This window comes from Roseivivax sp. GX 12232, from assembly GCF_021272185.1.
Classification (GTDB): Bacteria; Pseudomonadota; Alphaproteobacteria; order Rhodobacterales; family Rhodobacteraceae; genus Roseivivax.
The window spans coordinates 98,887-119,664 of record NZ_JAJSEC010000003.1; the positions used below are offsets into that span (position 1 = coordinate 98,887).

The 20,778-nt window shown below is 69.6% G+C and carries 19 protein-coding genes; 3 read left to right on the plus strand and 16 right to left on the minus strand.

What is annotated here, in order from left to right; all coding sequences use genetic code 11:
- Positions 1-118: 118 nt before the first annotated feature.
- The 8 genes from LR948_RS06910 to LR948_RS06945 form a co-directional block, all read right to left on the minus strand.
- A complete protein-coding gene (locus LR948_RS06910) occupies positions 119-457 on the minus strand; it encodes a hypothetical protein (RefSeq protein ID WP_232753262.1) in 339 nt (112 codons plus the stop codon).
- 251 nt (positions 458-708) lie between these two features.
- Entirely contained in the window at positions 709-1,707 is a 999-nt protein-coding gene (locus LR948_RS06915) for a YeiH family protein (RefSeq protein ID WP_232753263.1), read from the minus strand.
- Positions 1,708-1,830: 123 nt separating this feature from the next.
- A complete protein-coding gene (gene dctP, locus LR948_RS06920; protein ID WP_232753264.1) occupies positions 1,831-2,892 on the minus strand; it encodes a TRAP transporter substrate-binding protein DctP in 1,062 nt (353 codons plus the stop codon).
- 29 nt (positions 2,893-2,921) lie between these two features.
- A complete protein-coding gene (locus LR948_RS06925) occupies positions 2,922-4,397 on the minus strand; it encodes a TRAP transporter large permease (RefSeq protein ID WP_232753265.1) in 1,476 nt (491 codons plus the stop codon).
- Complete coding sequence (locus tag LR948_RS06930; RefSeq protein WP_232753266.1) at positions 4,397-4,984, minus strand: TRAP transporter small permease; 588 nt, start codon at positions 4,982-4,984, stop codon at positions 4,397-4,399. The genes LR948_RS06925 and LR948_RS06930 overlap by 1 nt, the downstream gene beginning before the upstream one ends.
- An 82-nt stretch (positions 4,985-5,066) precedes the next feature.
- Positions 5,067-5,573: a flavin reductase family protein gene (locus tag LR948_RS06935; protein WP_232753267.1), complete on the minus strand. Its 507-nt coding sequence runs from the start codon at positions 5,571-5,573 to the stop codon at positions 5,067-5,069.
- A gap of 13 nt (positions 5,574-5,586) precedes the next feature.
- Positions 5,587-6,477, minus strand: a complete 891-nt coding sequence (locus LR948_RS06940; RefSeq protein ID WP_232753563.1) for an aldo/keto reductase — start codon at positions 6,475-6,477, stop codon at positions 5,587-5,589.
- A 2-nt stretch (positions 6,478-6,479) separates the two neighbouring features.
- The gene (locus tag LR948_RS06945; RefSeq protein WP_232753268.1) at positions 6,480-7,637 is read right to left on the minus strand and encodes an LLM class flavin-dependent oxidoreductase; all 1,158 of its coding nucleotides are present in this window, start codon (positions 7,635-7,637) and stop codon (positions 6,480-6,482) included.
- A gap of 92 nt (positions 7,638-7,729) precedes the next feature.
- On the opposite strand from LR948_RS06945, the gene LR948_RS06950 reads away from it, so the two are divergent.
- The 3 genes from LR948_RS06950 to LR948_RS06960 all read left to right on the plus strand — a co-directional run bounded on the left by LR948_RS06950 (position 7,730) and on the right by LR948_RS06960 (position 10,169).
- On the plus strand, positions 7,730-8,431 hold the full coding sequence (locus LR948_RS06950) for a GntR family transcriptional regulator (RefSeq protein WP_232753269.1): 702 nt from the start codon (positions 7,730-7,732) through the stop codon (positions 8,429-8,431).
- Positions 8,432-8,449: 18 nt separating this feature from the next.
- Positions 8,450-9,532 (plus strand): Gfo/Idh/MocA family protein, encoded by a 1,083-nt coding sequence (locus LR948_RS06955; protein WP_232753270.1) that lies wholly within the window; start codon positions 8,450-8,452, stop codon positions 9,530-9,532.
- Between the two features lie 202 nt (positions 9,533-9,734).
- Positions 9,735-10,169, plus strand: a complete 435-nt coding sequence (locus LR948_RS06960) for a cytochrome c family protein (RefSeq protein ID WP_232753271.1) — start codon at positions 9,735-9,737, stop codon at positions 10,167-10,169.
- Between the two features lie 867 nt (positions 10,170-11,036).
- Here the strand turns inward: LR948_RS06960 and LR948_RS06965 are convergent.
- The 8 genes from LR948_RS06965 to LR948_RS07000 form a co-directional block, all read right to left on the minus strand.
- Complete coding sequence (locus LR948_RS06965) at positions 11,037-11,687, minus strand: ATP-binding cassette domain-containing protein (protein ID WP_232753272.1); 651 nt, start codon at positions 11,685-11,687, stop codon at positions 11,037-11,039.
- Complete coding sequence (locus LR948_RS06970) at positions 11,680-13,389, minus strand: ABC transporter permease (protein ID WP_232753273.1); 1,710 nt, start codon at positions 13,387-13,389, stop codon at positions 11,680-11,682. The genes LR948_RS06965 and LR948_RS06970 overlap by 8 nt, the downstream gene beginning before the upstream one ends.
- A gap of 4 nt (positions 13,390-13,393) precedes the next feature.
- Positions 13,394-14,617, minus strand: a complete 1,224-nt coding sequence (locus tag LR948_RS06975) for an ABC transporter substrate-binding protein (RefSeq protein ID WP_232753274.1) — start codon at positions 14,615-14,617, stop codon at positions 13,394-13,396.
- Positions 14,614-15,237 (minus strand): CDP-alcohol phosphatidyltransferase family protein, encoded by a 624-nt coding sequence (locus tag LR948_RS06980; RefSeq protein WP_232753275.1) that lies wholly within the window; start codon positions 15,235-15,237, stop codon positions 14,614-14,616. The genes LR948_RS06975 and LR948_RS06980 overlap by 4 nt, the downstream gene beginning before the upstream one ends.
- A gap of 646 nt (positions 15,238-15,883) precedes the next feature.
- The gene (locus LR948_RS06985) at positions 15,884-16,450 is read right to left on the minus strand and encodes a membrane integrity-associated transporter subunit PqiC (protein ID WP_232753276.1); all 567 of its coding nucleotides are present in this window, start codon (positions 16,448-16,450) and stop codon (positions 15,884-15,886) included.
- Positions 16,451-16,454: 4 nt separating this feature from the next.
- Positions 16,455-18,911, minus strand: a complete 2,457-nt coding sequence (locus LR948_RS06990) for an intermembrane transport protein PqiB (RefSeq protein WP_232753277.1) — start codon at positions 18,909-18,911, stop codon at positions 16,455-16,457.
- Between the two features lie 6 nt (positions 18,912-18,917).
- On the minus strand, positions 18,918-19,559 hold the full coding sequence (locus LR948_RS06995) for a paraquat-inducible protein A (protein WP_232753564.1): 642 nt from the start codon (positions 19,557-19,559) through the stop codon (positions 18,918-18,920).
- Positions 19,529-20,182 (minus strand): paraquat-inducible protein A, encoded by a 654-nt coding sequence (locus tag LR948_RS07000; protein ID WP_232753278.1) that lies wholly within the window; start codon positions 20,180-20,182, stop codon positions 19,529-19,531. Before LR948_RS07000 ends, LR948_RS06995 begins: the two co-directional genes overlap by 31 nt.
- Between the last annotated feature and the right edge of the window lie 596 nt (positions 20,183-20,778).

Here is a 20,778-nt window from a genome sequence, read left to right on the forward strand (position 1 = left end):
GCTGGATTGGGTGCAGAATAGCAAGAAATCCGGGTGCCAGGTGCGGAATATACACCCCTCACAAACAGAAAAGGTGGCCCGGGGGGGCCACCTTTCAAATCCTGTGCTGATCGGCCGATCAGTCGGTGCCGCCGGTGCCCGACGTGCCCGAGGTTGCCGAGCTGGAGGATCCGTCGCCGTCGCCGCCAAGCGCTGCGATGATCGCCACGAAGGTCAGGCCGGCCACGGCGGTGCCGGTCGCACCCAGCGTGCCGCCGAGATCGCCGCCACCGGCGCGCAGGCAGACCACGCGGACGTTGCCGTTGGGCAGGAACTCGGCCGACTGGATCGACGCCCCGCTTCCGCATGCGTTCTGTGCCTGAGCAATTTGCAGGGCTTCCGCGTTGGTGCCCTGAGCGGCTGCTGCGCTCGCCGTCACGGCGAGTGCGAGGGATGCGGTAATCGCACGAATAGACATGGCCAAGCTCCTTAGGTTCGAAGACTCGAAAAAATGAATAACGTTCTGGCTGTCCAAGGCATAGCTCAAAACCGGCTCTCGTCACAAGCTTGACGATTATTTTTTGAGGAATCCCGGTTAAGCCCGCGAATTGGGCGGGAAGTCGCCGGGGCGGATGCGGAATTCTTCGGAAAATTGCGAAAATTCAGGCGATAAGCCTGTGGCGGGCGGGTCACGGGCCGGAACGATTCGGCCCGGACCGGTGCCCGCGCTCAGCCCAGAACGAAGATCGCGCCAAGCGCCACGAAGCCCGCGAGGAAGACCGTCTCGAGGCAGAGCATCAGCATCGCGGCGCGGCCCACCTGCATGAGTTTCGGCAGCGAGGTCTTCATGCCCACCGCCGCGATGGCGGTCAGCAGGGCCCAGCGCGACAGGTCCGAGGCCAGAGCATTGACCGTGTCGGGCACCACGCCGGTCGAATTCACCCCGGCCAGCACCAGGAAGGCCAGGACGAAGCCCGGCAGGAGCGGCGGGCGGCTGCCGGTCTCGGCGCTGCGGCGGAAGGCCAGCGCGGCCAGAAGCACCACGGGCGCCAGGAGGCTGACGCGGATCAGCTTGACCAGCGTGGCCACGTCGCCGACCTCGTCGCTGACCGAATAGCCCGCGCCGACGACCTGGGCGACGTCGTGGATCGTGCCGCCCAGGAAGACCCCGGTCACGGTGGCGTCGAAGCCCAGCCAGGCGGCCAGCATCGGGTAGAGAATCATCGCGAAGGTCGACAGGACGGTGACGCCCACGACGGTGAAGACGATGTCCTGTTCGGAGCGTTCGTCGCGCGGCAGCACCGCGGCGATGGCCATGGCCGCCGAGGCGCCGCAGATCGCCACCGAGCCGCCGGTCAGCAGCGCGAAACGCTGGCGCCGCCCGAAGAGCGGCGCGGCCAGGAGTGCCACGCCGATGGTCGCCGCGGTGGCCAGCACGATCAGCCCGACGAAGCCGAAGCCCAGGTCGGCCACCAGCCCCGCCGAGATCCGCAGCCCCAGAAGCGCCACCCCGAAGCGCAGCACCACCTTGGCGGCGAAATCGACACCCGGCGCGGTGCGCCCCTCCTCGGAGAGGAAATGCAGCGCGATGCCCAGGAGGATCGCCATCAGCATGGCCGGCGCGCCGTAATGTTCCGACAGGAAGGCCGCCGTCACCGCGACCAGCGCGGTCACCGCGAGGCCGGGGAAGATCGTCTGGAAGCGGTCGCGCAGCGTCTGGGTCGTCATCTCGGCTCCGGGTCTGGGCAATAGCTCGGGTGCGGCCGGGGGCCGGCGCGGCTGCCGTTTACGCATGTGGGAAAGCGGAGAAATGGGTGGCCCCGCGCGTCCATGGCGCGGGGCCCGCGGACCTTACTGGATATCGGCCGCGATTTCGGCGTCGATGCGCTCTTCGGCCTCGGCGACGCTGTCGCGCAGCGCCTGGAGCACCTCTTCACCGCCGTCGACGTTCTGCGCGAACCAGTCGTAGACCGGGGTCACGGCCTCGGAGAAGGCGTCCATCTCCTCGGCGGTGGGCACGTAGATCTCGCCGCCGGCCTCGGTGAAGGCCTGGTAGGCCGAGATCTGCTTGCGCTTGGGGCTGGCAAAGGTCGCCTGCTGCAGCTCCTTGAAGCCGTTGACGACCACCGTGCGCAGCTCTTCCGGCATGGAGGAGAAGCGCTCGTTGTTCATCACCCAGATGGCGGCCATATAGGCGTGCCCGTCAAGCGTGAGATGCTTCAGCCCGGCATCGGTGAACTTCATGTTCATGATGTCGGTCACGCCGTTCTTGGTGCCTTCCACCACGCCGGTCTGCAGCGAGGTGAAGAGTTCCGGCCACGGGATCGGCGTCGGCGAGGCGCCGAGCGTCTTGACCAGCTCCTGCGGCAGGTCGGCGACCACGGTGCGCATCTTCATGCCTTCGAGGTCCGAGGGCGAGGCGATGCGCTTCTGGGTGTTCGCGAAGTTCCGCCAGCCGCCGGTGTTGCCGATGGTCATGATGCGGATCGCGTCGCCGGAATCCTCGAGCCCCATCTCGCGCAGGGTGCGGGTGAAGGTGCCGTTGGTCAGGACCGCCTCGGCGATGCGGTCGTCGCGCATCAGGTAGGGCAGGTCGAAGACCTGGACGTAGGGGAAGATCCCCGCGGCGCCGCCCGAGGTGGTCACGAAGATGTCGATCGAGCCGTCGGCCACGCCCTGCAGGCACTCGGTGCCGTTGCCGCAAAGCTGGGTGCCGATGAAGAGCTCGACCTCGATCGCGCCGTTCGAAGCCTTCTCGACGTAGTCCTTGAAGACCACGAGGCCGTCGTAGTCCTCGTCCTGGTCGTTGGAGTTGGCGGTGGCGCGCAGGGTGTATTCCTGCGCCTGGGCCACACCCGCGGAGAGGCTGAGCGCCGCCGCGAGGCCGAGGCCGGTGAGGGTCTGTTTCAGCATGGTAGTCCTCCCTGTTTTTTGGATGCTGATCAGTTCACGAATCCCGCAAGTCGCGGAATGGTGAGGGAAATCGCGGGGACATAGGTGATCAAGAGGATCACCAGCACCTCCACCGCGAGGAAGGGCAGGATCGCCCGCGAGATGGATTCCACCTTCTCGCCTGACACCGATGAGGCGACGAAAAGCACCAGCCCCATGGGTGGCGTTGCCAGCCCCACGGTCAGGTTCACCGACATGATGATGGCGAAATGCACCGGGTCGACGCCGAGCGAGGTGAAGACCGGCCCGAGGATCGGCCCGAGGATGATGATCGCGGGCCCTGCGTCGAGGAACATGCCCACGATGAACAGCAGGATGTTGATCAGGAACAGCAGGGTCAGCGGGTTCTCGGAGAGCGCCAGGATGAACTCGGCCATGATCTCGGGCGCATGGCTGAGGCTGACGACGGTCTTGAAGCTGACCGCCGCGCCCACCAGCAGCAGCACCGTGGCCGAGGCGATGGCCGAGCGGCGCAGCACGTCGGCCAGATCGGCCAGCGTCATGGCCCCCAGCACCCCGTAGGAGATGATCAGCGCGTAGAGGACCGCGATGGCCGCCGCCTCGGTGGGCGTGAAGACGCCCAGGAGGATGCCGCCGAGGATGATGATCGGGGTCTGCAGCGGCGCCACGGCCTTCTTGCAGACGATGCGGAAATCCGCGTCCACGCGCTTGCGGTAGAAGACCAGCAGGAAATGCGCGGGGATCAGGAGGCCGATGTAGACGGCGATGCCGCCCACCGCCATGCCCTCGGGCAGGAGGCCCGCGAGCAGGTAGAAGATGCCCGCGAGGTTCAGCCGCAGGAGCGCGAAGCTCACCCAGCTTTCGACCCGGCCGATCTTGGCGCCGCGGGCGACGATGCGCTCGGCCTTGGGCAGATCGAAGCGGTCGGCGAGGATGCGCACCATGACCATGAGCCCGAGGCCCACCAGGATGCCCGGCACGATGCCCGCGAGGAAGAGCGCCGCGACCGACTGGCCCATGACATAGGCGTAGATGATCATGATGCCCGAAGGCGGGATGATCGGCCCGATCACCGAGGAGGCCGCGGTGATCGCCGCGGCGAAGCGGCGCGAATAGCCCTGCCGCTCCATCGCGGGAATGAGCGTCGAGCCCAGCGCCGAGGTATCGGCCACCGCCGAGCCCGAGAGCCCCGCGAAGAGGATCGAGGACAGGATGTTCACATGCGCGAGCCCGCCCCGCAGGTGACCCATGAAGGCCTGGGAGAACAGCACCAGCCGCTCGGTGATGCCGCCGCGGTTCATGATCTCGCCCGCGAGCAGGAAGAAGGGCAGGGCCATCAGCGGGAAGCTGTCCATGCCGTTGTAGAGATTGCGGTAGAGAAGCGCGAGGTCCCGCTCCTGGCCGTTCAGCCAGAGAAGCGCCCCGGGCGCGAAGAGCAGCGCGAAGAAGACCGGCAGGCCGATCATCAGGAGCAGCAGGAACAGCGGCAGGAACCAGACAAGCATCACTCGGCCTCCGGCAGGTCGGCGGGGACCAGCGGCGACAGCTCGTCACCGCGCCCGGCCAGGATCAGGATGCGGCGCAGGATCAGCTCGATGTTGACCAGCGCGAGCAGGATCATCCCCAGGAAAACGGACATATACATCCAGGCGAGTTTGACCTTCACGACCTCGCCGCCGATCAGGTCGAGCGGCACCCGCAGCGAAGACGAGGCGAAGAGCCAGCCGGAATTCACATGCGTGTGGCCGAGCTGGACGCCCATGGCCAGGACGCTCATCGACATGAACAGCAGGACCAGGATCACCGTGTCGGCGAGCTTGCGGGGCAGGGCCTCGGTGATCATGTCGATCGCCACGAAGCCGCCCCGGCGCAGCCCCGAGGGTGCGGCCAGGCCGGTCATCCAGAGCATCAGGAAGCGCGCGGCCTCGTCGGGCCAGGGCAGGGCGTTGTTCAGCACGTAGCGGAACCAGACCTGCGCGAGGATCACCACCACCATGATGCCCAGCGCCAGGAGCGCCAGCCAGCGCCCGAGCGCCAGCGCCCAGGTGTTGAACAGCTCGAGCGGGACGAGCAAAGCCCGGATCAGCCCCATCTGTCTCCTCCCCTGCCTGCGCGCAGCGGGGCGCGCGCCGGTCCAAGTCTCCCGCGCCCCGTCCCGGGGCGCCGGGCCGGTGTCAGTCGAACGCCTGGAAGGCGCCGTAGCGGCCCTGCAGGAACAGCAGCGGTTCTCCCTCCCGCATGCGGACCCGCTGGACCCGGCCGACCACGATGACGTGGTCGCCGCCGTCGTGCACCGCCTCGCGGGCGCATTCGAAATGCGCCAGCGCCGATTCGATCAGCGGCACGCCGTTCTCGTTCTCGGTCAGGTCGCCGGGGCGGAAGCGCCGCGCGTCCTTGGCCACCTCGCCGCAAAGCGCGGCCTGGTCGGTGGCGATGACATGGATCGCGAAGTGCTGCGCCTCGGCAAAGGGCTTGAAGCGGCTCGAGGCCTTGGCCGGCGACCAGAGCACCAGCGGCGGATCGAGCGACAGCGAGGCAAAGCTGTTCGCGGTGATCGCGATCGGCCCGTCCTCGGTCTGGGTGGTCACGATGGTGACCCCGGTCGCGAAACGGCCCAACGCGTCGCGGAAGTCGCGCTCGCGGCCCGGTCCGGGCTCGAAGATCTCGTCCATCGTGCTCATGCCACCATCCATGTCAGGGCACCTCGTGGCCCAGCGCAAGGGTATAAAGCTCGAACCACGTCTCGCGGTCGATCTCAACCTTTTCGGCGGCCCCGAGGCCCTTGATCCGCTCGAGGTTGTTGGTGCCCATCACCGGCAGGATCCGCGCGGGATGGCGCAGGAGCCAGGCCACCGCCACCGCCGCCGCGTCGACGCCCTGCGCGGTCGCGATCTCGTCGAGCTTGGCGCGCAGCCGCGCCGAGCTTTCGGCAAAAAGCGAGCCGCCGCCCAGCGGCGACCAGGCCATGGGCGCGATGCCGCGTTCCTGCAGGAAGGCCACGTCGCCGTTGGTGAAGCCCTCATGCGCCAGCAGCGACAGCTCGATCTGGTTGGTCACCAGCGGCGTCTTCATCGCCGATTGCAGCAGCGTCCAGTCGTAGGGGCGGAAGTTCGACACGCCGACCTGGCCGACCTTGCCCGAGGCCACCGCCTTGTCGAGCGCCGCGCCGGTCTCCTGGTGGTCCATCAGCGGGTCGGGGCGGTGGATCAAGAGAAGGTCGATATGCTCGATCCCCATCAGCCGCAGCGAATGGTCGACCGAGGCCTCGATATGCGCCGCGGAGGTGTCGTAATATTTCACCCGACGGTCGGCGTAGCGCCCCGCCGGCGCGACGATGTCGCACTTGGTGACGATTTCGATCTTGTCGCGCAGGTCCGAGCCCTTGAGCGCCTGGCCCAGCACCTCCTCGGCCTCGTAGCCGCCGTAGATGTCGGCCTGGTCCATGGTGGTGATGCCCTGCTCGAGGCAGGCTTCGATCTTGGCCTGCACATGGACCGGCGAGGTGTCGCTGTCGTCCGACAGCCGCCACATGCCGTAGACGATGCGGCTGAGGCTAAGATCCTGGGCGAGTTGGACGCGGGACACGGTCACTTGCGCTCTCCTTCTGCGAGGGGGGTCGCGGGGGTCTCGCTCGGCACCCGGCCATAGACATGGGGCAGCGAGCAGGTTTCGAGGTTCGGGAGCACCTTCTCGCCGAAGTGGCGGCATTCGTCGAGATGCGGATATCCCGAGAAGATGAAGGCGCGGATGCCCATCTTCTTGTAGCGTTCGATCTTGGACATGACCTGGTCGACCGAGCCGACAAGGGCCGCGCCGCAGCCCGAGCGCGCCCGCCCGATGCCGGTCCAGAGGCCGGGCTCCACGTAGCCGAACTGGTCGGCCAGCTCGCGCGCCCGCGCCTGGTGGCTGACCCCGAGCGATGTGGCGTCATGCGAGCGTTCGCGGATCAGCCGGCCGTATTCGTCGTCGAGCTTGGAGACGATGTAATCGGCGTATTCCCGCGCCTCCTGTTCGGTGTCGCGCACGATCATGTGCACCCGCAGCCCGTAGTCGAGCGTCCGTCCGTAGCGTTCGGCCACCGCGTTCACGTCGCGCATGCGCTGGGCGAGCTGCTCCTCGGGCTCGGGCCACATCAAGTAGACGTCGCAGTGCTGGCCGCAGAGCTCGAGCGCGTGGGGCGAGTAGCCGCCGAAGTAGAGGAGCGGCCCGCCGTTCTGCTGGTAGGGCTTGGCGGGGTCGGTCCAGAGGTTCTTGAAGTTGTAGACCTCGCCCTCGTAGTTGATCTCGTCGCGGGTCCAGGCCTGCTTGAGGATCTCCACCACCTCGCGCGAGCGCTGGTAGCGGAAGGCGCTGTCGGCCTTCTCGCCGGGGAAGTCCGAGGAGATGACGTTCAGCGTCAGCCGGCCCTTCATCATGTGGTCGATGGTCGCCACGGTGCGCGCCAGCATGATCGGCTGCATCTCGCCGCAGCGGATCGCGGCGAGCATGTTGATGTCCTTGGTCACCTGCGCGCCCGCGGCCACGAAGGACAGCACGTCCTGGCCGACCTGGTAGGACGAGGGACACAGGATGTTGCGGAAGCCCTGGGCCTCGGCCTCCTTCAGGATTGAGGAGCAGTGGTCCCAGCTCGAACGCAGCCGCCCTTCGGGCACGCCGAGGAACTGGTAGTCGTCCGAGCAGAGCGCGGCGAACCAGGACACCTCGGCGGCGTCGAGATCGGCGGAGGTGACGGGCACTACGGTCATGTGATTCCTCGGAAGCTCGGCGTGAATTGGCCCTTGCGTAGCATCGTCATTGATGTGCATCAATAGTGTATCAATTTTTCGCCGCAGAATCGATGCCCGACGAAACAGCCCTTCCCCGCTACCTCCAGGTGGCCGAAACCCTGATCCGCGAGATCGCGGCGGGGCGGCTGGCCGATGGTGCGCGGCTGCCGCCCGAACGCGAGATGGCCGCCGAGCGCGAGGTCTCGGTCGGCACCCTGCGCAAGGCGCTGGCGCGGCTCGAGGAGGCGGGGCTTCTGGAGCGCATCCAGGGCTCGGGCAACTACGTGCGCCACGCCCCGCAGGAGCTGGGCCTCTACGCCTTCTTCCGGCTCGAACTGGTGGAGGGCGGCGGCTTGCCCACTGCCGAGCTGATCACCGTGGAGCGCCGCGGCAAGGAGCCGGCGATGCCGGACTTCGGCCCGGCCCCCGAGGGCCACCGCATCCGCCGCCTGCGCCGCATCGGCGGCATTCCCGCGGTGCTCGAGGAGATCTGGCTCGACGGCGCGGCGGTCGCCGAGATCGACCGTTCGGACCTCTCCGAGAGCCTCTATCTTTACTACCGCGAGCGGCTGGGCCTGGTGATCACCCGGGCCGAGGACCGGCTCGGCGTGGCGCCGGTGCCCGATTGGGTGCCCGGCGCCGCCACGCTGACGTCGGGCGAGACCGCCGGTTTCATCGAACGCGTGAGCCAGGCCGCCGACGGCGCCCGGGTGGAATATTCCCGCACCTGGTTCGACAGCCGCCACGTCCGCTACGTGGCACGCCTCAGATAACGAAGGGACGACTTGAGCATGGTTAACTACGGCATCATCGGCGCCGGCATGATGGGGCAGGAGCACATCCGCAACATCCAGCTTCTGGGCGGGGCGCGGGTCGACGCGATCTTCGAGCCGGACGCCGAGATGCGCGGCCGGGCCGGGGCGCTGGCGCCCGATGCGGCGCTCGTCGGCAGCATCCCCGAGATGCTGCGCCGGAACACGCTCGACTGCCTGCTGATCGCCTCGCCGAACAACCTGCATGTGTCGCAGATGGAGGAGGTCGCCGCGATCCGCCCGCTGCCGATGATCGTGGAGAAGCCGCTTTACACCAGCGAGGCCGAGGCCGCCCGCGTCGAGGTGCTGGCCCGCGACTATCCCGCGCCGATCTGGGTGGCGATGGAATACCGTTACATGCCGCCCATCGCGATGATGCTCGAGCGCGCCGAGGCCGAGACCGGCGGGCTGAAGATGCTGACCATCCGCGAGCACCGTTTTCCCTTCCTCGACAAGGTGCAGGCCTGGAACCGCTTCAACGCCACCTCGGGCGGCACGTTGGTCGAGAAATGCTGCCATTTCTTCGATCTCATGCGGCTGGCGACCGGGGCCGAGCCGGTGCGGGTCATGGCCTCGGGTGGCCAGTCGGTGAACCACCGCGAGGAAAGCTACGACGGCCGCGCCCCCGACATCTGGGACAACGCCTATACGATCGTGGATTTCGACAACGGCGCGCGGGCGATGCTCGAGCTTTGCATGTTCGCCGAGGGCTCGAAGTATCAGGAGCACCTGAGCGCCGTCGGCCCGCGCGGCAAGATCGAGGCGCTGGTGCCGGGACCGACGCGTTTCTGGCCCGAGCATCTGGGCCCCGCGCCGGTGCCGCAGGTGGTGCTGAGCCCGCGCAACCCCTCGGGCGAGCAGGTGCTCGACGTGCCGGTGGACCCGGCGCTGCTGGATGCCGGGGATCACAACGGCTCGACCTTCTACCAGCACCGCCGCTTCCTCGAGGTGATCCGCTCGGGCGGGCCGGTCGAGGTCTCGCTGAGCGACGGCGCCAAGGCGGTGCGCATGGGGCTGGCCGCGCAGCGCTCGGCCGAGACCGGCGCGGCGGTCGCGCTTTAGCGGCCCGGGGTGCGGCCTCGGGTCGCCGGTTATCGCCTAACACACAAGAGGCATGGTCAAATTCCCGGGCTGCGCTAGAGTTTCCGCCGTGGGAACCGAAGGAGGAGACCCAGACCGCAAGGTCGGCCCGGCCCGGCACAAGGGCGCGTCCGACCCGACCGGCTGGATTTCCGTGTCGCATCAGTCTGAGGAAAGAGAGATCATGTTCAACAAACTTCTCGCCGCGAGTGTCCTTGCCATGCTGCCCGCCGGGATGGCCTGGGCCGAAAGCCACGAATCCGGCGAAGGCATGGAGATCACCGGCGATCCCGAGGCCGGCGAGCGCGTCTACCGCAAGTGCATGGCCTGCCACATGGTGGGCGAGGACGCGCAGAACCGCGTCGGCCCGCAGCAGAACGGCGTGGTCGGCCGCGATGTCGCCGCGGTCGAGGGCTTCAACTACTCCGACGCGTTGATGGAGAAGGGCGAAGAGGGCGTGGTCTGGACCCCCGAGAACCTCGACGCCTTCCTCGAGAACCCGCGCGAATGGGCGCCGGGCACGAAGATGTCCTTCGCCGGTCTGCGCAAGGAGGAAGAGCGCGCGGATGTGATCGCCTACCTCGCGACGTATAACGCGGACGGCACCCGGGCGGAGTGAGCCGGGGGCGGGCGTGGGTGTCGCCGCTGGTGACGCGCCGCGCCGCGCAAGGTCACCGACGTCGCGCAGCCCTGCGCGCCTAGGCTGAGATAAGAACGCCCGGTGGACCTCCGCCGGGCGTTTTTCTTTGTTGTCTAGGCGGAGCGGGGCCTGTCGTCGGCGCGGAGTGGGGCCACGGGTTGCCTGCCCATAGCTGGGGCTCGAGCCTTCACCGCCTTCACCGCCTTCACCGCCTTCGCCAACTTCACCACACACGCAGCCTTCACCATCATCGACACCCGCACCGCCCGGGCCGCCTTTAGCACCTTCACTCCCCACACCGCCTTCACCGCTTGGCACAAACGGAGACGCCCCTCCTCTTGCGCCCGAATAGCACCGAAGGTGCCGGGCGCGCGCCGGACCGGCCCCTTGGGCCGGCGCTCCTTGGGATGGCGTGCTTAGATCGTCGCTAGCCCTGACCTTGCATGGATAAAGCGCGCCGCTCGACTGTCAGCAGCGCCGGCCCCCGGTCCGGCGCGCGCCCTCTGTTGCGAGGGGTGAGAGGGGCGCGAGGCGAGACGCACCCTCTGTTGCGAGAGCGGAGAGAGGCGAGACACACCCTGTGTGGCAAGGGGTGAAAGGGGCGTGGAGTGAGACGCGGCCTCTATTTCGACCGGTGCTCGGGGCGGCTAGGTCTGCGGATCGGCTCACAGCCAGGTCAAAGCGCAGCGTGAGGGGGCTGCTCACGTTCTCGGAGGGAGGCGGCAACTAGGACGTCGGAAAGAGGCGCCACCCAGGCCGGTGCGCCATCTCGGCACGAATGGGACCGCGCGCCGCTCCACAGACAGCGCCCCGCACCATCCAGCCCCACGCCAACCGGCCCAAACCTCACCCCCCAGACCCCCCAGACCCCAGGTCCACCACCCGGCCGCCGGCGGCCTCGGCGTCCTCGGGGTCGTGGGTCACCATCAGCACCGGCAGCGCCCGGGCGCGGGCGTGCTCGAAGACCAGCCGGCGCATCTGCGCGCGCAGGCCCTGGTCGAGGCCGGAGAACGCCTCGTCGAGCAGCAGCGCCCGGGGATCGGACAGCAGCATCCGCATCAGCGCCACCCGCGCCTTCTGCCCACCCGAGAGCGTCGCGGGATCGCGCGGCCCGAAGCCCTCGAGGCCGATCTCGCAGAGGCCCTCCTCGATCCGGGCGCGGCGCGCGGCGCGGCTGCCGCCGGGGGCCAGCCCGAAGGCGAGGTTCTGCGCCACCGAGAGATGCGGGAACAGCAGGTCGTCCTGGAACAGGATCCCGATCCGCCGCGCCTCGGCGGGTTTCGCGGTGATCTCCTCGCCGTCGAGCAGCACCCGGCCCTCGAAGTGGAAGACCGGCGCCAGCGAGCCGGTGATCAGCGACAGGATGGTCGACTTGCCGACCCCCGAGGGGCCCATGACGCTCAGCACCTCGCCGGGGCGCACCGCGGCGTCGAGCGACACCAGCGGCGCGCCGCCCTGGCAGATCACCACCTCTTCGAGCCTCAGCCCCTCAGCCATGCAGCCCCCTGCGGTTGCGGTAGATCAGCGCCGGCAGCATCAGCGCGGCGGCGAAGGGCACCATGACCGCCAGCGTCTGGGCGACGCCATAGACCCCGATCGCCCGCCGGTCGCCGCCCGAGGCCAGCGCCACGGCCTCGGTTGTGAGCGTCGGCACCCGCCCGCCGCCGACCAGCAGCGTCGGCAGGTATTGCCCGACGCTGACCGCCACGCCCACCGCCGCGGCGGTCAGGAGCGGGCGGATCAGCATCGGCAGACGGACGCGCAGGAGCACCCGCAGCGGCCCCGCGCCGAGCGCCCGCGCCACGGTGCCCGCGCGGCCGTCCCAGGCGCGCCAGGGATCGCCGAGCGAGAGGAAGACGTAAGGCAGGACGAAGACCAGGTGGCCCAGGATCACCGGCCCCGGCCCGGCCCCGAAACCCAGCACCAGAAGCAGCGTCTGCAGCCCCGGCAGGAAGGCGATCTGCGGCACCAGGAGCGGCAGGTAGATGAGCCAGAGCCCGGCCTGGCTCAGCGCCCGCCCACGGCGGTATTCGGCCTCGAGGCAGCCCACCACCAGTGCCAGCGCCAGGCCGACCGAGGCCAGCGCCACCAGCGCGGTGAGCCCCGTCGCCTCCCAGGCGCCCGGGCCATGGCGCATCCAGTTCTGCGCGGTGAAACCCCGGGGCAGCGGTTCGGGAAAGCTCCAGAAGCCCGCGAGCGACCAGACCGCGAGCCCCGCGAGCCCGGCCAGGATCACCGCCGCCGAGAAGCCGCCCGAGACCACGCCGAGGGGGCGCAGCACCCGGTCGGCAAGCCGCGCGCGGGCGCCGCGCTCGATCCAGGCGAGCCCGAGCCGGGCCACCAGCGCCTCGCCCAGCCGCCAGAGCGCGAGCGCGCCGAGGACCAGCGCCAGCTGCAAAAGCGCCGCCGCCGAGGCCACCAGCCGCATCGAGAGGTCCGGGTCGCTCATCCAGCGCACCACCTGCACCGACAGCGGCGGCGGCGTCGAAGGCCCGAGGATCAGCGCCACGTCGACGACGCTCATGGAATAGGCAAGCACCACGTAGACCGGCAGCCGGATCTGCGCGTAGATGCCCGGGAAGACCGCCTTCAGCCAGCCCGCGACTCGCCCGTAGCCCGCCGCCTGGGCCACCCGCAGCCGCCGCCGCGCGTCGGTCTGGCCAAGCGCCGCCAGGGCCATCAGCAGCAGGAAGGGCATCTCCTTGGCGACCAGCCCCATGGTCAGCGCGATGCCCCAGGGGTCCTGCACGATCAGAAGGTCGGGCGGCCGCTCCCAGCCCGTGGCCCAGGGCGAGAGCGCCCGGGCGATCCAGCCCGAAGGCGCGATCAGGAAGGCCAACCCGAAGGCCATGGCCGCATGCGGCACCGACAGGAGCGGCGACAGGAGGCGTTCAAGCGCGCGGAAGGCGCGGGTGCCCGACCAGCCGGCGAAGAGAAGCGCCACGCCCCCCAGCGCCAGAAGCGTCGCCGCAAGCCCGGTGGTCACCGAAAGGCGCATCGCGGGCCAGAGCCCGGGCCAGTCGGCCAGGTCGCGGAAGGGATCGAGCGAGACCGCGTCGAGCCCCGCCGCCGGCAGGTAGCCGAAGGCCGGCAGGAGCGTGCCCGCCAGCCCCGCCGCCACCGGGCCCAGCATGACCAAGACGGTCAGGACCGGCGCGGCGGCGAACGGCCCCGCTCCGCTGATCGTCCGGCGGCTCATGCGGTTACTGGACGACGCCGTAGCGTTCGATCCATTCCTCGGTGACGCGGGTCATCCAGCTCGGATGCGGCTCGGGCTGGACCCGGCCCAGTTCGGCGGGCGAGAGCGTGGCGACGCCCAGCTCCAGCGCGTCGAAGGCGGCGCGTTGTTCGTCAGAGAGCGCCTGCATGTCCAGCACGGTGTTGTAGCCCAGCACCTCGGGGTCCTGCGCCCGGACCTGCGCCTCGGGCGACATCAGGTAGTTGGCCACCACCATGGCGCCGGCCTTGGAGCCCGAGTTGTAGGGGATCGCCACGAAGGAGGCATTGCCCAGCGTGCCGTCCTCGAGGACGAAGGTGCGGATCGTCTCGGGCAGCTTGAACTGCGCGATGTTGCGCGAGGCCTCGTTGGGATTGAAAGAGATCGCCAGGTCGATCTCGTCATCGGCCAGAAGCTGGATCTGCGCCGGCCCCGAGGCCGGATAGGCCCGGCCCTGGCGCCAGAGGTTCGGCGTCAGCGCGTCGAGGTAGTCCCAGAGCGGCGCGGTGACCGCCTGGAAGTCGGCCTCATCGACCGGGGCGCCCAGCACCGCGTTGTCGTCGACCAGCTCGATCAGCGTCTGCTTGAGGAAGGTGGCGCCCAGGAAGTCGGGCGGCTGCGGATAGGTGAAACGGCCCGGGTTGTTCGCCGCCCAGTCGCGGATCGCCTCGGCCGAGGGCAGGGGGCCCTCGATATCGGCGGTGTCATACATGAAGACCACCTGCGCCATGGCCCAGGGCGCCTCGAGCCCCTCGGTCGGCACGGTGAAATCGGTCTGCACGGTCTTGCCGTCGACATCGACGTATTGCCAGTTCGGCAGGTCCTCGGCGAAGGGGCCGAAGAGGATGCCGGCATCCTTCATGGCGGCGAAATTCGGCCCGTTGATCCAGATCAGGTCGACCGCGCCGTCCGCGTCCTCGCCGGCCTGTTTCTCGGAGAGGACGCGGGTGACCGCGTCGCCGGTGTCCGAGAGCTTGACGTGTTCGAGGGTGACGCCGTGTTCGGCCATGACCCGGTCGCCGACCCAGGAGATGAAGTCATTGGTCGCGGTGTCCCCGCCCCAGGCGTGCCAGTAAACCGTCTGGCCCTCGGCGGCCTCGGTGACCTGGGCCCAGTCGGCGGGATCGGGAGCTTGGGCCAGGGCCAGGGGCGCGGGCAGGGCGAGCGACGCCGCGAGGGCAAGCGTCCGGGCGGTCTGGAACGGGGTCATTGTCTCTCCTTGGGGTCGGTGAACACACCGGAGGCGGCCCAGAGCCTGAGCCCGCCGGTCAGATAACAGAGCGCCCCGAAGATCCAGGCGAGCGCCGGGAACTGGGACGGCAGAAGGCAGAGTAGCACGAAGAAGCCGATGGTCTCGGTGCCTTCGAGGATGCCGTTGGAGAAGTAGAGCGACTTGGAGCCCTGGGCCTCGGTGGTCAGCCCGCGCTTGGCCGCGAGGATCGCGTAGCCCAGGAAGCTCGCGCCGTTGAAATAGAAGGCGGCGAGCAGGAAGGCGCCCGCCAGGCCGTTCCGCGCGGGATCGAGCAGCACGAAGGCCAGCGGCACCGCGCCGTAGAAGAGGAAGTCGCAGGTGATGTCGAGATAGCCGCCGTAGTCGGTCTTGCGGCTGGCCCGCGCGATGGCCCCGTCGAGCCCGTCGGCAAGCCGCGAGACGAGGAGCGGCAGGAGCGCCCAGGTTACCGCGCCGACCGCGATCATCGCGGCGGATGCGAGGCCGAGCGCCAGGCCCGCCAGCGTGACGGTATTGGCCCCGATCCCCATATCCGCCAGCCGCCGCCCGGCCGCGTTGAGCGGCGGGTCGATCAGCGGCCTGAGACGGGCATCGAGCATGGGCGGCAACCTTCCAGCGTTGGATGCGGCCAATCAATGCACCCGGGCGCCGGACCCGTCCATCGGTTCAACGGGAACGTGATGGGTCGTAATGCGGGGGGAGTTGGGGGTGGGAGGATGGCTTGCCGCCTACCGGCACCGTTGACCTGCACATCTCAGCACTGAAGGTGACGCCGCGCCTCTTGCGCCCGAACAGCACCGAAGGTGCCGGGCGCGCGCCGGACCGGCCCGATGGGCCGGCGCTCTTGTGGGCGAAGCGCTTAGATCATCGCTAGCCCTGACCTTGTTGGGATAAAGCGCTTCGCTCAGCCGTCGGCAGCGCCGGCCCCCGGTCCGCCGCGCGCCCTCTGTTGCGCGGAAGGGGACCGGGGTGTTGTGGAGATGGGGAGGCCAGGCTTCACCGCGTCACGGCCTCGCCCTTCCTCCAATGCACCGCCGTCCTGCACATTTCAGCCCAGGAGGCGACGCCGCACCCCCTTGCGCCCGAATAGCATCGAAGATGCCGGGCGCGCGCCGGACCGGCCCCTTGGGCCGGCGCTCCTTGGTATGGCGTGCCTAGCTCACAGTGAGCCCTGACCTTGCCGGGATAAAGCACCTAGCCCAGAGGTCAGCAGCGCCGGCCCCCGGTCCGCCGCGCGCCCTTACCTCACAGCCCCTCCCGCGCGATCTGCTCGGCGAGGCGGGCGACGGCGCGGCCGCGGGCGGTGGCGATGGCGGCCGCGGAGCCGGTGTCGCCCTGGATCGGCTCGACGATGGCGAACTGCCCCGCCGTCGCCCGCCCGCCGGCCTCGGGGGCGACGAAATACTGCCCGGCGAGCCGGAAGGTGCCCTCGGAGGTCGCCAGCATCTCCTCGAGCCGCACGTCCACCCGCGCGGCGGGGAAGGGCCGGAAGGGCCAGGGCTCGGGCGCCACGGTCACCCCGGTGATCACCGCGAGGTCCCGCGACAGCTGCAGCGTGATCGCCCGCGCCGGCAGGTCGGCCCAGAGCGTGCCCGCCGGCGCGATCGCCCCGTCGGCGCCGCGCTGGAAGATCTGCTCGTCGGCGGCATAGGAGGGCAGGGTGACCTCCACCACCTCGAGGCTCGGAAAGGCCGAGGCGACCCGCGCCTCGGGTGGGCTGATCGGGCTGGCAAAGCGCGGTTCCGGCCCGCAGGCCGCGACGAGGAGGCCAAGGCCAAGCGCGGCCAGCCGCGAGAGTTTCAACATCGTCATGTGATCACCGTCCCAGGATGAGCGAATTGGGTTTGCGGTCGATGGTCCGGGCCAGCCGCTCGATCGCCGCCGCCGCCGCCTCGATCTGGCGGATGGCCTGCTGCGTGTCGCGCGAGAACTCGGACTCACGGCCGTAGTTGCTGAGCGTGGCGCCGGCCTGGTTGGCGACGCTGCGCAGCTGCGTGGCGATGCCGGGCAGAAGCTGCGTCGCCTCTTCCACCGCCGCCGCCGCGTCGCGGGCCGAGACCAGCGTGGCATTGGCGTTCTCGGCCACGCCGCCCTCGCGCAGCTCCTCGAGCATCAGCCGCAGCTCCGAGAGCGCGCCGTTCAGCTCGCCCGGCAGCTCGCGGGTGGAGGGCTGGTCGAGGATCGCCTCGGCCGAGGCCAGAAGCTCGGAGGTGCGGTTGGCCAGCGTCTCGAGCGGCACCTCGCCGGCCTCGGTCAGGATGCCCTCGGCCTGGTCGACCAGGCCCGGCAGCCCTTCCGCCGAACGCTGCACGTCCTCAAGCGTCGCGGTCAGCCGCGCGGCGATGTCCTCGCGCTCGAGCTCGGAGACGATGGTGTTGAGCGAGCCCGAGATCTCCTCGAGGTCGCTTAGCACCGCGGCGATCTGGTCGGGCGCGCCCTGCACCGCCGCGCCGCCGGTCAGCCCGCGGACATCGGCGAGGATGGCCTGCACCTCGTCCATGGCGGCGACCAGCTCGTCGGGGATCGCCTGGGTGGCGGGCTTGTCGACATAATCCTGCACCGAGGCCAGCAGCGCCCGCACATCGGCGCTGAGCGCATCGAGCGGCACCTCGCCCGCGCGGGCGACCACGGCGTCGACCTCCTCGACCACGCCCGGCAGCCCCTCGGCCGCCCGGCCCAGGTCCGCCACCGCGCCGGCGAGCGTCTCGGAGATGCCCTGGCGCTCGAGCTCGGAGAGGATCGCATTGAGCGAGCCCGAGATCTCCTGCAGGTCGCCGACCAGCCCCGAGACCTGCCCGGGCAGGCCCTGCACGTCCTGGCTTTCGGCCACGCCGCGCACCGCCGCGAGGATGCCCTGCAGCTCGTCCGGCGCCTCCTGCAGCGCCTGGCTGCCAACGAGCGCGGTGGCATTGTCGAGGAAGCCGATGGCGGATTGCATGACCTCTTCGATCGGCAGGTCGCTGACGCGCTGCAGCACGCCCTGGGCCGAGGTTGAGATGTCGGTCACATCCGCCCGGGTGGTGGGGATCTGCGGGTAGGGATCGGCGGCGCGCTCGAAGCGTGCCTCGCTGGCGGTCCCGGTCTCGACCAGCACGATTTTCAGACCGCCGGTCAGGATCGAGGCATTGGTGAGCTGCGCGCGCAGCCCGTCCGCGACCCGCGAGGTGAGGTAGTCGAAGAGCTCCTCCTCGCCCGCGCCGTCGCCAAGACCGATCCGGCCGGGGTTGATCCGCACGGTGGTCAGGAGCCGCACGTCCTCGTCGCCGAAGCGCTCGGCGTCGACCAGCCCGGTGATCGCGGTGACCTCGCCGACGCGCAGGCCGCCCAGTTCCACCGCCGCCCCGGTCGAAAGCCCCGAGAGGTTCTGCTCGAAGACCATGGACATGGTGACGCTGCGCCCGTCGCCCTCGACCAGGAAGTCGTCGCGCGCGGCCTCCTCGTCGGGGAAGAGGTCGAAGACCGCCCCGTCGGCCAGCGGTGCGCCGCCCGAGCCCATGTTCTCGAAGGTGATGCCGCCCGAGATCAGCGAGGCGAAGCTGTCGAAGTTCAGCCGCGCCCCCGAGGCCCCGAGCGAGAAGGAGAAGCCCGAGACGTCCCAGAACCGCGTCGTGTCGGTCACGAGCCGCGTGTAGGGCTCGTAGATCACCGCCTCGGTGGCCACGCCCGAGCCGTCCTGGTTGATCTCGGCGGCGGCCACCTGGCCGACCTCGACGCCCTTGAAGTAGATCGGCGTATTGGCCGCGGGCAGCCCCTGGGCCGAGCGCAGGCGGAAGGCCACGCCTTCCTGGTCGGCGCCCAGAAGCGGCGCGTTGGGCAGGCCCTCGAAGCGGCTGGCGAAGCCGCCGGGCTCGCTGTCCCAGGCGCCCTGGATGTAGACGCCCGACAGCACCGTATCGAGCCCGCTGACACCCCGGGCCGAGACCTCGGGACGCACCACCCAGAAGCGCGAGTCGCCGTCGATGTAATCGGCCAGGTCCTTCTCGATGCGGACCTCGACCACGACCTTCTCGAGGTCGGCGCTGAAGCGCACAGTCTCGACCAGGCCGACCTCGATGTCGCGGTAGCGCAGGAGCGTCTCGCCGGCCTTGACGCCCGCGGCATTGTCGAAGGTGATCTCGACCAGCGGGCCCTGGTCGGCGTAGTTGCGCCAGGCCGCCCCCAGCGCCACGGCCAGGGCCACCAGCGGGATCAGCCAGATCAGCGACAGGCGTTCGCGGAGCGGCGGCTTGCCCTCTTCAAGGGGCACGGCATCGGGTTCGGGACGGTCGGTCATGGGCGGTTAATCGGTCCTCTTGGCCTCGCGCGAGCGGGCATCCCAGATGAGACGCGGATCGAAGGCCTGCGCGGACAGCATGGTGAAGATGACGGAAAGGGCGAAGGTGAAGGCCGCGGGTCCGGGCCGGATCGAGGCGACCACGGAAAGCTGGACCAGCGACGACAGGATGGCGACCACGAAGACGTCGATCATCGACCAGCGGCCGATGAACTCCACGACCTCGTAGAGATGGGTGCGCTTGCGCGCCGGCACGGTCGAGCCGCGCCGCGCCGAGATGGCGAGAAAGGCGATGGCCAGGAACTTGCCGACCGGGATCAGCACGCTGGCGATGAGGATGATCGCCGCGACCCCGTAGGAGCCGTGGCTGGCGATCTCCACCGCGCCGCCGACGATGGTATTCTCGGAGGAGGAGACGATCGTCCGGGTGCTGAGCATCGGGTAGATGTTGGCCGGGATATAGGCGATCACCCCGGCGATCCACCAGGCCCAGACCCTTTGCAGGCTGGTCGGATCGCGCGAGACCAGGTGGCTGCCGCAGCGCCCGCAGCGGTCCTGGCCCATCGGCCAGACCCGGGCGCAGCGGCGGCAGGCCACCAGACCCGCCTCGCGGGCGGTCACTCTTCTTCCAGTTCCAGCGATTTCCATACCGACCAGGTGCACAGGTAGTTGTCGTTGAAGAGGACCAGGATCACCAGCACGGCGAACATCCAGAAGGCGGGGCCGAAACCGATCTGCGCCAGATCGGCGACCTTGACCAGGGCCACGGCGCAGCCGATGGCGAAGATCTCGGCCATGGCCCAGGGCTTCAGCTCCTGGCTCAGGCGAAAGGCCCGGCGGGCCTGCGGGAAGGGCCGGCGGTCGGCCACCACCGGCACCAGCACATAGAGGATCAGCAGCGTGCGGATCAGCGGGATCACGATGATCCCCGCGGCCACCACCACCGACAGGAAGGTCATGTAGCCCGAGCGGAAGCTCGAGGCGGTGTCGAGGATCGAGGTGGAATTGCCGAAGCCCCGCGCGTTGATGTCGAGGAAGGGGAAGAACAGTGCCCCGACCACGAGGATCATCACTGCCAGCGTCAGCGCGATGATCCGCGCGCCGGCCTTGCGGCGGGGCGAGATCAGCACCGTGTGGCAGTCGCGGCAGACCGCGCGGCCGCCCTTCTCGGGCATCCGCGCCACGTAGAGCGCGTCACAATGGGGGCAGGCGATCAGCTCCTCGATCGGCCGGCCGCCCAGGGGCGCGTCGGTGGTCATCTCTGCCTGCATCTGGGCGGCTCTCTCCCCGGGGGTTAAACCCGCGCATCGGGCGGGTGCGGCAACCGAAGGTGAAGACTAGGGGCAGTTGGCCACAAGGAAAAGGCCGCGTGCCCTTTGTGCGTGCCCTCGGGGCGGGTTGGGCGCCCGTCCGGCCCGTCACGATCGCGTCAGGGGCCGCTCGGGACGGGCTTTCGCGGTGCGGGGCCGCAAAGCGGCGTTTGGTCGCAAAGAGGCACGCCGGGGTCGCCTTGCGACAGGCGGGGCCGGGCGCTTTGGCGGATTGCTCGGGGCCAGAGCCGCCCTCGGGGCGGCGCCCAGAGAGGGGAGGTCCCATGTCACACCGTTCCGGTCCCGCGCCCCGCCGCCCCCGGCGCATCCGCTCCGTGCCGGCTTGCGCGCCCGGCCGTGCCGAGGGCCTGCGCCCCGCGCCGGGTCTCCGCCCTGTGCTGGGCCGCCGCCCCGTGCCGGGTCTCGCAACCTGCCGCCGCGGGAGCTTTCGCCTCGCGCCCGCTGCGGCACCTCAGAGCTTCGCCACGCGAACGCGCCCCGCGCCCGCTGCGGCACCCGAAAGCCGCACCCCGCGTAAGCACCCCGCGCTTGGTATC